Source organism: Burkholderia sp. Bmkn7, from assembly GCF_041103175.1.
GTDB lineage: Bacteria > Pseudomonadota > Gammaproteobacteria > Burkholderiales > Burkholderiaceae > Burkholderia > Burkholderia cepacia.
The window spans coordinates 2,397,992-2,410,417 of sequence record NZ_JBGCUH010000002.1 but is presented as its reverse complement, the minus strand read 5'-3'; the positions used below and the strand labels follow the sequence as shown (position 1 = coordinate 2,410,417).

General features: G+C 67.2%; 10 protein-coding genes. 9 read left to right on the top strand and 1 reads right to left on the bottom strand.

The window, feature by feature from the left end; translation table 11 throughout:
- The first annotated feature begins 335 nt into the window (after positions 1-335).
- The 4 genes from AB3K92_RS16700 to AB3K92_RS16685 all read left to right on the top strand — a co-directional run bounded on the left by AB3K92_RS16700 (position 336) and on the right by AB3K92_RS16685 (position 4,910).
- On the top strand, positions 336-1,304 hold the full coding sequence (locus AB3K92_RS16700) for a LysR family transcriptional regulator (RefSeq protein ID WP_021162020.1): 969 nt from the start codon (positions 336-338) through the stop codon (positions 1,302-1,304).
- A gap of 101 nt (positions 1,305-1,405) precedes the next feature.
- Positions 1,406-2,314 (top strand): LysR substrate-binding domain-containing protein, encoded by a 909-nt coding sequence (locus tag AB3K92_RS16695; RefSeq protein WP_021162019.1) that lies wholly within the window; start codon positions 1,406-1,408, stop codon positions 2,312-2,314.
- Between the two features lie 668 nt (positions 2,315-2,982).
- Entirely contained in the window at positions 2,983-3,756 is a 774-nt protein-coding gene (locus AB3K92_RS16690) for a hypothetical protein (protein WP_059496838.1), read from the top strand.
- A 20-nt stretch (positions 3,757-3,776) separates the two neighbouring features.
- Complete coding sequence (locus AB3K92_RS16685) at positions 3,777-4,910, top strand: transporter substrate-binding domain-containing protein (protein ID WP_059488046.1); 1,134 nt, start codon at positions 3,777-3,779, stop codon at positions 4,908-4,910.
- A 90-nt stretch (positions 4,911-5,000) separates the two neighbouring features.
- Here AB3K92_RS16685 and AB3K92_RS16680 read toward each other — a convergent pair whose 3' ends face one another.
- Positions 5,001-6,089 (bottom strand): calcium:proton antiporter, encoded by a 1,089-nt coding sequence (locus AB3K92_RS16680; RefSeq protein WP_021162015.1) that lies wholly within the window; start codon positions 6,087-6,089, stop codon positions 5,001-5,003.
- A 550-nt stretch (positions 6,090-6,639) separates the two neighbouring features.
- Here AB3K92_RS16680 and AB3K92_RS16675 point away from each other — a divergent pair.
- The 5 genes from AB3K92_RS16675 (at position 6,640) to AB3K92_RS16655 (ending at position 12,425) form a co-directional block, all read left to right on the top strand.
- Entirely contained in the window at positions 6,640-8,196 is a 1,557-nt protein-coding gene (locus AB3K92_RS16675) for a 3-hydroxyacyl-CoA dehydrogenase (RefSeq protein WP_369465452.1), read from the top strand.
- A 58-nt stretch (positions 8,197-8,254) separates the two neighbouring features.
- On the top strand, positions 8,255-9,577 hold the full coding sequence (gene paaK / locus AB3K92_RS16670) for a phenylacetate--CoA ligase PaaK (RefSeq protein WP_369465451.1): 1,323 nt from the start codon (positions 8,255-8,257) through the stop codon (positions 9,575-9,577).
- Positions 9,578-9,615: 38 nt separating this feature from the next.
- Entirely contained in the window at positions 9,616-10,416 is an 801-nt protein-coding gene (locus AB3K92_RS16665; protein WP_048025524.1) for an enoyl-CoA hydratase-related protein, read from the top strand.
- Between the two features lie 121 nt (positions 10,417-10,537).
- Positions 10,538-11,209: a MarC family protein gene (locus tag AB3K92_RS16660; protein WP_021162011.1), complete on the top strand. Its 672-nt coding sequence runs from the start codon at positions 10,538-10,540 to the stop codon at positions 11,207-11,209.
- A gap of 235 nt (positions 11,210-11,444) precedes the next feature.
- Entirely contained in the window at positions 11,445-12,425 is a 981-nt protein-coding gene (locus AB3K92_RS16655) for an aldo/keto reductase (RefSeq protein ID WP_059650451.1), read from the top strand.
- Position 12,426: the final 1 nt, after the last annotated feature.

Genomic DNA, 12,426 nt, shown 5'->3' with positions numbered 1-12,426 from the left:
GGCGCGCGCAGCGACGAGCCGCGAATTATATCTCGTTGTGATATAAATTGTCGCGCCGCATCAAGGCGTTGCATGTGCGTGACATGCGGGTCTTGCAAAAACCTTTCATCCGATGAAAGGTTGCGGCCCTGGCAATAGCGCAAATTTGTCTGTAGCGGCGTACAATTCGGGCCACTGAATCCCCCCTTCATGCCAGAACCACGTACGCGATGCCCGCTCTCCCGCCTTTCTCCCGGCACGGTGATCGATTCGACGTGGTTCGCGGCTGCGTTCCGTTCCTCACCTGACGCGAGCGCTGCCGACGCCTCCCCACTGACTCTCCCCAAGCCAATTCAATGGACATGCTCGAAAACATGCGCCTGTTCGTGCGCGTTGTCGAAGCCGGCAGTTTTACTGCGGTCGCGAAGGAAATCGACGCGACCACCGCGCAGGTGTCGCGCGCGGTTTCGAACCTCGAAGCGCACGTACAGACGCGCCTGCTGCATCGCACGACGCGCCACCTCGGCCTTACCGAAAGCGGCGAACGCTATTTCGAGCGCGCGAAATCGATCCTCGCGGAAATCGACTACGCGAACGCGGAGGCGCGCAACGCACTGCTGCGGCCGAGCGGCAAGATGCGCATCCATGCGATGACGGGGCTCGGGCAGAGTCATGTCGTGTCGTCGATCGTCCGCTACCAGGAGGACAACCCCGATGTGTCGGTCGAGCTGACGCTCGCGCAGCGGATGCCGAATCTCGTCGAGGAGGGTTATGACGTCTCGATCGTGACGGCGTCGCAACTGCCCGATTCGGGCTACGTCGCGCAGACCTGCGGCACGAGCTGCAGCGTGCTCGTCGCGTCGCGCGAATACCTGGCGCGCCACGGCACGCCGCAGTCGCCCGACGAATTGCCGAACCACGTGTGCCTGCGCCTCGACACGCCCGCGTCGCCGGCCGGCGAATGGCGGCTCGAGCGCAACGATGGCGAGGAGGCCGTCTACGAGCTGCAGCCCGCGCCGTTCCAGGTCAACGTGCCGGACGCGCTGTGTGTCGCGGTGCGCGCCGGGCGCGGGATCGCGTGCGTCGCGCTGTATACGGTGCTCGACGACATCCGTGAAGGGCGGCTGATCCGCGTGTTGCCCGATTATCGGCTGCAGACGGTGAGCGTGTATGCCGTCTACGCGACGCGCCGTTATCTCGACGCGAAGATCCGCACGTTCCTCGACCACCTGCGCACGACGCTCACGCCCGCGCTGGAGGACGACCTGCGCGAACTCGACCGGCTGACCACCGAACAGTCGCCGGGCGGCCGCAAGCGCGCCTGACGTCCTGCGCGGCCCTGGCCGCGCATCGGGTGCAATCGAGTATGGAAATCGTATCGATATCGGTCTAACGTCCAGAGACGATCGATCGATTCAAGAATTGCATGATTGAACTGCACCAGCTTCGCTGCTTCGTCGCGGTCGCCGAGGAACTGCATTTCGGTCGCGCGGCCCGGCGGCTCTTCATGACCCAGCCGCCGCTCAGCCGGCAGATCCAGCTGCTCGAGCATGCGCTCGGCATCGCGCTGCTCGAACGCAGCAGCCGGCAGGTCAGCCTGACCGCGGCCGGCGAGCGGTTCCTGCGCGACGCGCGGCACATTCTCGAATTCTCCGCACGGGCCGAGCAGGCCGCGCAGCGCGTCGCGCATGGCGGCGCCGGCCGCATCACGCTCGGCTTCACGGCGGTCAGCGCGTACCGGATGATCCCGATGCTGCTGGCGCATGCCGCGCACGCGCTGCCGGACGTCGACGTCGAATTGCGCGAGATGGTGTCGACCGTGCAGATCGATGCGCTGGCGTCGCGGATGCTCGACGCGGGCTTCGTGCGCCAGCGGGCTGCCCGCCAGCCGCTCGAATACCGGCTCGTGCAGCGCGAACCGATGCTGGTCGCGGTCGCGGAGGGGGCGCCGCTCGCCGCGTGCGAGCGCATCGGCCCCGACGATCTCGACCGGCAGCCGTTCATCGCGTATTCGCCGAACGAGGGGAAATACTTCCACGACCTGATCTCGGGCCTGTTCGCGAACGCGGGGCGGCTGCCGAACTACCTGCATTACGTCGGGCAGACGCATACGATCCTGGGCCTCGTACGCGCGGGCCTGGGCGCCGCACTCGTGCCGGCGTCGGCGCGCGAACTGCATGTCGACGGCGTGGTGTTCCGGCCGCTGGCGGGCACCGACGTGGCGGCCGAGCTGTATCTCGCATGGCGCACGGACAACGACAATCCTGCGTTGCCGGTGTTCAATGCGATGGTCGAGCGGTTTCTCGCGCAGGAGCGGGGCGGCGCGGCGACGTGATGCGCCGGGGCATCCGCCCGGCGATGTGACAAGCTTTCAGTCCGGAAGGGGGGCGCATGCGATGACAAGCAATCCTGACCGAGCACGACGGGTCGCAGTCCTGCGAATCCTTACCGTACTGAAAGCCGTTTCGCTGCCGGTGTTCCAGCGGAGGAACGCAGCGCTTCGCTGCACTGCGACAACTGCTTGACGCTGCATGCCGGTCGGCGCAGGATACGCTCGTGCATGTGGAGCGGGACGCGCCGGCCGCGCGGTTCCTGCACCCGCGATACGCAGAAGAACAACGATGAGCCTTTACGCACTCGTACCGGAATACCGGCCCCGCGTCTGTCGGCCCGCCGGAACCACGCTTCTCCCGACGCCCGTCGCGTCACGTATCCGTCATCCCGTTTCGTACCGTGCCTCGGTAGGCTTTCCCGTTCGCGCGCGAGCCGCGACGACGAACGGCGCCCGTCCGGCGCGCCGCATCGCGGCACCGTCCGCCATCCTTCATGACCGCATCCTGAACGGCGCCTACACCGGCGTCTCGTGACGCCCGTCGCGCCCGTCCTTGTATTGCGCCGCCGGTTTTGCCTGGCTGCCCGGCGGCACCGAAGTCCGAAGCATTTCGATTGAGCTTGAAAGAGCACACGCAAGCAGTTCGGTTCGAGGTTCAAGGAGAAAAACTCATGTCGCAGCTTTCGAATGAAGAAGCAAACGGCAGTTCGGGGAGTAGCAAGGTCAAGCTGGTCAAGTGGGCGATCATCATCGCCGGCGTCGCGATCGCGGCACCGGCCGCGCTGTTCATCCTGAAGGGGGTGATCGCGCTGGTCACGGCGGGCGTGATCGGTCTCGGCGCGATCTACTTGGCGCCGGTCATCGCGATGAAGTTCGCGAACCAGAAGGTGAAGATGATCGTCGAGGAGGCGCAGGCGAATCCGATCGAGACGCTGATCAACCAGCTCGCGGAAAAGCGCCAGGCGGCACAGAAATTCGCGGACAGCATCACCGCGTTCCGTACCGAGGTGAAGAACTTCGAGAACAAGACGGAACTGTTCGAGAAGCAGTATCCGGACGACGCGCCGCGCTTCAGGCAGCAGCTCGACACGATGAAGCAACTGCTCTCGTTCCGCGAGGGGCGCTACAAGCAGGTTCAGGCCGAGCTGAAGAACTTCGCGTCGGCGATCGACCGCGCGAAGGCGATGTGGGACATGTCGCAGGCCGCGCAGCAGATGAACAAGCTCGCGGGCCGGCAGGCGTCCGACACGTTCGAGCAGATCAAGACCGACGTGGCCGTCGATTCGGTGATGCGCTCGGTCAACAAGGCGTTCTCCGAAATGGAGACGTCGCTGATGGATAACCCCGAGGTCAAGCAGGCGCAGCAGCAGGCGGTGGCGAACGCACCGCACGCGCCCGGGCTCGATGCGGCGAACCCCGCGCAGCTGCCGTCGAAACAACAATAACTTCCTGCAGGCACGCAATCATGAAAAAACTGCTTGGCGCCATCGCGTTTCTGGTAGTGCTCGTCGGCGTATGGATCGTTCATCAGGGCGGCCTGTCGACGCTGATTCCCGCGCATGACGCGGCCCCGGCCTCGACATCCGCGCAAAACGGCGACAGCGGCCAGTCGGCGCAGACGCCGCCGTCGGCCAGCGTGCTGCCGGCCGGCTTCACGCCACAGGCCAGCACGCTGAAATCGATCGCCGAAAACGGCATCGTGCGGATCTCGGTGCAGAACCCGAGCGAACCGTTCTTCGGCGAGGACAAGGGTTCGCCGCACGGCTTCAACGTCGAGTTCGCGCGGCTGCTGTTCGCGGACCCGTCGTTCTCGCACGGCGGCAAGCCGGTCGTCGTCGATACGCGCCACGAGGTCGACACGTACCCCGGCGTGCCGAAGCAACTGCTCGATACCGACGCGAAGGGGAACCACGTGGTCGACGTGGCGATGGACGGGCTGACGTTCCCGGACAACACCCCGGCGGGCGTCGTTTATTCGGTGCCGTACGTCGACGATTTCGGCTATTCGCTGATCGTGCGGCAAGGCTCCGCGATCCGCTCGACTGACGATCTCACGGGCAAGACGGTCGGCATCCTGAAGGGCGACCCGGACGTGCGTGCGTTCGTCACGCGCCAGTACCCGAACGTGAAGTTCGTCGAAGTCGACGATTCCGATCCGGCGTTCATCGCGAAGAGCATCGACGGCCATGCGGTCGATGCGTTCATCTACGACTATCCGTTCGCGGTCAGCTCGATCAAGGGCACCGACCTGAAATTCGCGGTGACCAAGCTCGACGGCTCGAACATCGCGTACAAGATCGGCGTGCGTGCGGATGACCAGGATCTGCTGATCTACCTGAACGCCGCGATCGCGAAGCTCAAGCAGTCGCCGCAGTATCTCGAGCTGCTGCGCAAGTACTTCGTCAGCGACCAGGCGGTGACGACCGCGGCCGCGTCAGGCGAACACACGTACGTGGTGAAGGCGGGCGACACGCTGAACATGATCGCGGCGAGCAAGCTCGGCAGCGGCCAGCGCTATCGCGAGATTCAACGCCGCAACAACCTCGCCAACCCGAACCTGATCCTGGCGGGCCAGCATCTGGTGATTCCGGTGCGCTGACGGCGGCGTGAAGTGAGCGAAATGGAAGGGACGTGAAGGACTGCGTGCGGCCCGGCGGAGGTGATTCGCCGGGCCGCGCGCAGGCGGGCGTCAGTGGGTGATCGACAGGAACAGGTACGCGGCGAACAGCGACAGGTGCACGACGCCGTGCAGCACCGTCGTGCGGCCCTGGCTGAGCGTCAGCGTGCTGACGAGCAGCGTCAGTGCCAGCAGCACGGTTTCCATCGGGCCGATGCCGAGCGTGAGCGGCTGGCCGACCCAGATGAACACGGCCGCGACGGTCGGGATCGTGAGCCCGATACTCGCGAGCGCCGACCCGAGCGCAAGGTTCATGCTGGTCTGCAGGCGATTCGCGCGTGCGGCGGTGACGGCCGCGAGCCCTTCCGGCAGCAGCACGAGCGCGGCGATCACGATACCGACCGCGGCTTCGGGCGCACCGAGCCGCAATACGGCATGCTCGACGGCCGGCGACAGCAGCTTCGCGAGCAGCACGACCGCGACGAGGCTCGCGAACAGCAGCAGCAGGCTGATCAGCGCGGTGCGGCTGCTCGGCGGCGCCGCGTGCACCGATTCGTTCGCGCTGTCGTGCGCGGTGAGGAAGTAGTCGCGGTGACGCACGGTCTGCACGAACACGAATGCGCCGTACAGCACGAGCGACGACACGCCGGCGAACGCGAGCTGCGATTTCGAAAAGAACGGGCCCGGTGCGGCGTTCAGGTAGTTCGGCATCACGAGCGACAGCACGGACAGGGAAGCCAGCACCGCGAGCGCCTTGCTCGCGCCGCGCCCCTGGAAGTCCTGCTCGCCGTGCTTCCACGCGCCGACCAGCAGGCAGATGCCGACGATACCGTTGCAGATGATCATCACGGCGGCGAACACGGTGTCGCGTGCGAGGCCCGATTTCTCGGGGCCGGCGCCGAGCATCACCGACACGATCAGCGCGACTTCGATAACGGTCACGGCGACCGCGAGCACGAGCGTGCCGAACGGTTCGCCGACCCGATGGGCGACGACTTCGGCATGGTGGACGGCGGCGAACACGGCGCCGGCGAGTGCGGCGGCGAACACCGCGATGACGAGGCCTTCGGCCGGCACGACGCGCGATAGCGCGAGGACCAGCCATGCGGCAAGCGGGGCCACGAGGGTCCAGCGCGGGAGCTGGTTGGACGAGAGCGGCATGGAGGGTTTCCTTATGCGAGTGGCGGCGCGCGACACGCCGTCACGGGTTGACGAAGCCCGGCCGTACTATCCGCCGAACGAGGGTGATGAAACCGAAGGGCGGCAGCACGCAACGGTGCTGCCCTGGGTTCGCTGCCGCGCGGCAGCGAGGGGCGCGGGCGGGCCGGAGCCCGTCGCGGGATGAAACGATTCGATGCGGCCGCCGCAAACGGCGAGGCGGGCGCGTGAGACGACGCGCGTGCCGGAGGCTCGGTTCCGACCCCGGAAGGGCGGCCGGCAATGGACGGCGGTGGCGGCGTGACACGCGGTTTCCCCCTGAAATCCGGCGGTTTGCCGAATTTTATCAGGCGTTCGGGGGTCACTATCTCATATTCGAGTGCTTTCATTGACCTTTCGGTTGACAAAAAGTGCCCCGATCGTTCGAATTTTTTGTCTTTGCAGTTTCCGTAACGGTCTCTTGCACGACAAATTCGGGCACGCCCTGACATAAATCTACCGACCGGTCGGTTTATAATCGCTCGCACTTCCACTTCATGACGGATCGCAAGCGATGGCTGTTTCTTCTGCACATTCGGTGAAATCGGGCGCGCTGGCGCCGTCGGCCGTCGTCGGCGTGATCGGTGCCGGCGCGATGGGCGCGGGCATTGCGCAGGTCGCGGCGGCGGCCGGCCATACGGTGCTGCTATACGACCTGAACGAAGCCGCTTGCGACAAGGCACTGGCCGGCATCCGCGCGCAGTTCGCGCGGCTCGCGGAGAAGGGGCGGCTCGAACCGGCCCAGGCCGATGCGGCCGGCAGCCGGCTCCGCGCGGTGCGTGCGCTGGCCGATTTCGCAGGGGCCGCGCTGATCGTCGAAGCGGCCGCCGAGCGGCTCGACGTGAAGCGCGAGATCTTCGCGACGCTCGAGCGCCATGTCGACGACGCGTGCCTGCTGGCGACCAACACGTCGTCGATCTCGATCACGTCGATCGCGGCCGGGCTGCGCGCGCCGCAGCGCGTCGCCGGCCTGCATTTCTTCAACCCGGCCCCGCTGATGGCGCTCGTCGAGGTGGTCAGCGGGCTCGCGACCGCACCCGAAGTCGCACAGGTGCTGGTTGCGACCGCCGCCGCGTGGGGCAAGCAGCCCGTGATGGCCAAATCGACGCCGGGCTTCATCGTGAACCGCGTCGCACGGCCGTATTACGCGGAGGCGCTGCGCGTGCTGAACGAACAGGGTGGTGCGCCGGCGTCGATCGACGCGGTGATGCGCGAGGCCGGCGGCTTCCGGATGGGGCCGTTCGAGCTGATGGACCTGATCGGCCACGACGTGAACTTCGCGGTGACCGAATCGGTGTTCCGCGCGTACTTCAACGACCCGCGCTACACGCCGTCGCTGATCCAGCAGGAACTCGTGAACGCGGGTTTCCTCGGGCGCAAGTCGGGGCGCGGTTTCTACTCGTATGCGGACGGCGCGACGCCGCCCGCGCCCGATCTCGAAGCCCCGCGCGACGCGCCGGCCGACGTCGCGCTGTTTGCGCAGGACGGCCCGGCCGCCGCGCTGCATATGCGCTTCACCGCACGCATCGCGGGCGCCCGGCAGGCCGGCACGCATGCCGACGACCTGCTCGCGACGGCCGGCCGTGCATCGATCGCGCTGACCGACGGCCGCACCGCGACCGCGCGCGCCGCGCAGACGGGCGTGGCCGATCTCGTGCTGGTCGACCTCGCGCGCGATTACACGCAGGCCGGGCTCGTCGCGTTGACGCGTGCACTCCAGTGCAGCGACGGGGCCTATGCGGATGCGGTCGGCCTGTTCCAGCAGGCGGGTTTTCGCGTCGTCGGCGTCGCGGACGTGCCGGGCATGGTCGCGATGCGCACCGTCGCGATGCTCGCGAACGAGGCGGCCGACACGGTGAACCAGGGCGTGTGCTCGGCCGCCGATCTCGATCTCGCGATGGAGAAGGGCGTGAACTACCCGTGCGGCCCGCTCGCGTGGGCCGATGCGATCGGCATCGGCCGCGTGTTTCGCGTGCTGTCGAACCTCGCGGCGAGCTACGGCGAGGACCGCTATCGCGTGTCGCCGCGCATCGCCGCACTGCATGCGGCCGGCCGCACGTTCCGGTCGTAACGCCGGCTTCGTCACCTCGAACACGATAACGACATCACTCCATTGGAGGAGCACCCCGATGACCCACCCGACGCATCCCGCCGCCGCCCTCGAGCCGATCGAGACCGCCAGCCGCGACGAACTGCAGGCACTGCAGCTCGAGCGCATGAAGTGGTCGCTGCGCCACGCGTACGACAACGTCCCGCACTATCGCCGCACGTTCGACGCGGCGGGCGTGCATCCGGACGACCTGAAGTCGCTCGCCGATCTCGCGAAATTCCCGTTCTCGACCAAGAACGATTTGCGCGACAACTATCCGTTCGGGCTGTTCGCGGTGCCGCGCGAGCAGGTCGTGCGCGTGCACGCGTCGAGCGGCACGACGGGCAAGCCGACGGTGGTCGGCTACACCGCGCGCGACATCGATACCTGGGCGAACGTGACCGCGCGCTCGATCCGCGCGGCCGGCGGCCGCCCGGGCGACACGCTGCACAACGCGTTCGGCTATGGCCTCTTCACGGGCGGCCTCGGGATTCACTACGGCGCGGAGCGGCTCGGCTGCATGGTCGTGCCGATGTCGGGCGGGCAGACCGAGAAGCAGGTGCAGCTGATTCGCGATTTCGAGCCGAAGATCATCCTCGTCACGCCGTCGTACATGCTGAACCTGATCGACGAGATGGTGCGGCAGGGGATGGACCCGGCCGAGTCGTCGCTGAAGATCGGCATCTTCGGCGCCGAGCCGTGGACGCAGGCGCTGCGCGAGGAAGTGGAGACACGCGTGGGCATCGACGCGCTGGACATCTACGGGCTGTCGGAAGTGATGGGGCCGGGCGTCGCGTGCGAATGCGTCGAGACGAAGGACGGCCCGGTGATCTGGGAAGACCATTTCTATCCGGAGATCATCGATCCCGTCACGGGCGAAGTGCTGCCCGACGGCAGCCAGGGCGAGCTCGTGTTCACGTCGCTGACGAAGGAAGCGATGCCGGTGATCCGCTACCGCACGCGCGACCTCACCGCGCTGCTGCCGCCCACCGCGCGCGCGATGCGCCGGCTCGCGAAGATCACCGGCCGCTCCGACGACATGCTGATCGTGCGCGGCGTGAACGTGTTTCCGAGCCAGATCGAGGAGATCGTCGTCGCGCTGCCGCAACTGTCGGGCCAGTTCCAGATCACGCTGTCGCGCGACGGTCACATGGACCGGCTCGACCTCGCGGTCGAACTGCGCTCCGAAGCGGCCGCGTCCGTCACCGACGGCGATCGCGCGGCGCTCGCGCGCGAGCTGCAGCACCGGATCAAGACGATGGTCGGCGTGTCGACCGGCGTGACGGTGCTGGCGGCGGGCGGCATTCCCGCGACCGCGACCGGCAAGGCCCGGCGCGTGATCGACCGCCGCCAGGCCGCGTAATTCCGATGTTTGCCGTTCTACCCGAGGAAACCTGTTCGATGGATGGATTGAAGACCCTGGCCGTCACGGTCGATGCGCGCGGCATCGCAACCGTCGCATTGCAGCGCGGCGACGTGCTCAACGCGTTCGACGAAACGATGATCGCCGAACTGACCGCCGCGTTCACCACGCTCGGCTCGCGCGACGACGTGCGCGCGATCGTGCTGCGTTCGGACGGCCGCGCGTTCTGCGCCGGCGCCGACCTGCAGTGGATGCAGCGCGCGAGCGCGAACGACGCGGCCGCGAACCTGCGCGATGCGGAGCGGTTCGCCGCGATGATGCGCGCGATCCGGCAATGCCCGAAGCCGACGGTGGCGCGCGTGCAAGGTCACGCGTTCGGCGGCGGCGTCGGCCTGTGCGCGGCGTGCGACATCGTGATTGCGAGCGATCACGCGCGCTTCTCGGTCAGCGAGGCACGCTTCGGGATCCTGCCGGCCGTGATCGGGCCGTATCTGGTCGAGGCGGTCGGCCAGCGCCAGGCGCGGCGGCTCGCGCTCACCGCGACGCAGCTCGCCGCCGGCGAGGCGGTCGCGATCGGCCTGATCCACCAGGCCGTGCCGCTCGATTCGCTCGACGAAGCACTCGACCGGACGCTCGCCGAACTCGGCCGGAACGGCCCGAACGCGCTGATGGAGATCAAGCGCTTCTTCGACACGATCGGCGAGTATCCGTCGTCCGACGAGCGCGCGGCGTTCACCGCGCAGACGATCTCCCGCGTGCGGGCGACGCCGGAAGCGAAGGAAGGCTTCGCCGCGTTTTTCGCGAAGCGGCCGCCGGCATGGGAGGCGGGCGCCGAATAAGCGCAAGCGGAGACGATCGGCGGCGCAACGGGCGAGCCCGCATTTTGCGCCGCGGGCGCTTGCTCTACAATGCGTGACCCCCGGCGCCCCGCCGGCCCAGCCCCGACCGATTCTTCATCCGATGATCGTCAACCGCCTTATCTCCGAGATCCTGTTCGGCTTCACCGGCCTGATCGGCATCATCAACCCGATCGGCATCGCGTTCCTGTTTCTCGAACGGACCGAGGCGCTCACCGAACACGAGCGGGACCTGCTCGCCCGGAAGGTCGCGTTCAACTCGTTCATCGTGCTGCTGGTCGCGTTTTTCGCCGGCACGCCGGTGCTGCATTTCTTCGGGATTTCGATGGAAGCGCTGCGGATCGGCGGCGGCTTCGCGGTTGCCGTGGCCGGCTGGCAGATGCTGAACGAACCCGACGGGCCGGGCGGCGGCGACACGCCGGTCAAGCCGATCGACGCGAACGCGATCATGACGCGCGCGTTCTTCCCGCTGACCGTGCCGCTGACGGTCGGCCCCGGCTCGATCGCGACCGCGATCGCGCTGAACGCGAACCGCACGCACAAGCTGTCGGAGTTCATGCTGTCGAGCATCGTGTCGATCGCCGTGTCCGTGCTCGTCGCGGTCGTGATCTGGCAGGTCTACAGCCGCTCCGCGCTGCTGTCGCGCTACCTCGGCAGCGAAGGCACGAAGGTCGCGAAGCGCGTGTCGGCGTTCCTGCTGCTGTGCATCGGCGTGCAGATCATGCTGACCGGCTTTTCCGCGTTCCTGCAGCCGATCGCCGACCAGGCCAAGTAAGCGGCCCGCGCCGCAGCGTACGTCCCGCGAAGCCGGCGCCTCGCTCGGTCTCGCACGACCAAGCACGACCAAGCACGACCAAGCACGACCTCGCGCCGGCGAACGCCGGCGAACGCCCCTTCGTCCGACGCGGCGACGCCGTACGTCTTTTTGCCGCCCGGGATACCATGCGACGGTCCGGCGGATGCGCGGCGCGCATCCGGCCGTCAGCTCAACTTCAATCGCGAGGCGTGCAATGGAATACGTGAAATTCGGATCGACAGGGCTGGAAGTGTCCAGACTGGTGCTGGGTTGCATGACGTTCGGCGAACCGTCACGCGGCTCGCACCCGTGGACGCTGCCGGAAGCGGAGAGCCGCCCGATCATCCAGCGGGCGATCGAAGCCGGCATCAACTTTTTCGATACCGCGAACATCTATTCGGACGGCACGTCGGAGGAGATCGTCGGCCGCGCGCTGCGCGATTTCGCGAAACGCGACGAGATCGTGATCGCGACCAAGGTGTTCTACCGGATGCGGCCGGGGCCGAACGGCGCGGGGTTGTCGCGCAAGGCGATCATGACCGACATCGACCAGAGCCTGAAGCGGCTCGGCACCGATTACGTCGATCTCTACCAGATTCACCGCTGGGATTACGGCACGCCGATCGAGGAGACGCTCGAGGCGCTGCACGATGTCGTGAAGGCCGGCAAGGCGCGTTATATCGGTGCGTCGTCGATGTTCGCGTGGCAGTTCGCGAAGGCGCTGCATACGTCGAAGCAGCACGGCTGGACCCGCTTCGTCAGCATGCAGAACCACCTGAACCTGCTGTATCGGGAAGAAGAGCGGGAAATGCTGCCGCTGTGCGCAGACGAGGGGATCGCGGTGATTCCATGGAGCCCGCTCGCGCGCGGCCGCCTGACGCGCAACTGGGACGAGTCGACCGAGCGGCAGCAGAGCGACGAGGTCGGCCAGCGGCTTTACGACGCGACGGCGGAGTCGGACAGGGCGGTCGTCGACGCCGTTGCGACGATCGCGGCCGCACGGAACGTGCCGCGTGCGCAGGTGGCACTCGCGTGGGTCGCGCAGAAGGCCGGGGTCACCGCGCCGATCGTCGGTATTTCGAAACCGCGGCAACTGGACGACGCACTGGCCGCGCTCGAACTGAAACTGACCGACGACGAGATCGCCACGCTCGAACGCCCGTACGTGCCGCACGCGATCGCCGGGTTCAACTGAG

Coding starts and splice junctions, on each gene's coding strand:
- AB3K92_RS16700 (WP_021162020.1), top strand. CDS start 336: ATGGACATGCTCGAAAACATGCGCCTGTTCGTGCGCGTTGTCGAAGCC.
- AB3K92_RS16695 (WP_021162019.1), top strand. CDS start 1,406: ATGATTGAACTGCACCAGCTTCGCTGCTTCGTCGCGGTCGCCGAGGAA.
- AB3K92_RS16690 (WP_059496838.1), top strand. CDS start 2,983: ATGTCGCAGCTTTCGAATGAAGAAGCAAACGGCAGTTCGGGGAGTAGC.
- AB3K92_RS16685 (WP_059488046.1), top strand. CDS start 3,777: ATGAAAAAACTGCTTGGCGCCATCGCGTTTCTGGTAGTGCTCGTCGGC.
- AB3K92_RS16680 (WP_021162015.1), bottom strand. CDS start 6,089: ATGCCGCTCTCGTCCAACCAGCTCCCGCGCTGGACCCTCGTGGCCCCG.
- AB3K92_RS16675 (WP_369465452.1), top strand. CDS start 6,640: ATGGCTGTTTCTTCTGCACATTCGGTGAAATCGGGCGCGCTGGCGCCG.
- paaK (WP_369465451.1), top strand. CDS start 8,255: ATGACCCACCCGACGCATCCCGCCGCCGCCCTCGAGCCGATCGAGACC.
- AB3K92_RS16665 (WP_048025524.1), top strand. CDS start 9,616: ATGGATGGATTGAAGACCCTGGCCGTCACGGTCGATGCGCGCGGCATC.
- AB3K92_RS16660 (WP_021162011.1), top strand. CDS start 10,538: ATGATCGTCAACCGCCTTATCTCCGAGATCCTGTTCGGCTTCACCGGC.
- AB3K92_RS16655 (WP_059650451.1), top strand. CDS start 11,445: ATGGAATACGTGAAATTCGGATCGACAGGGCTGGAAGTGTCCAGACTG.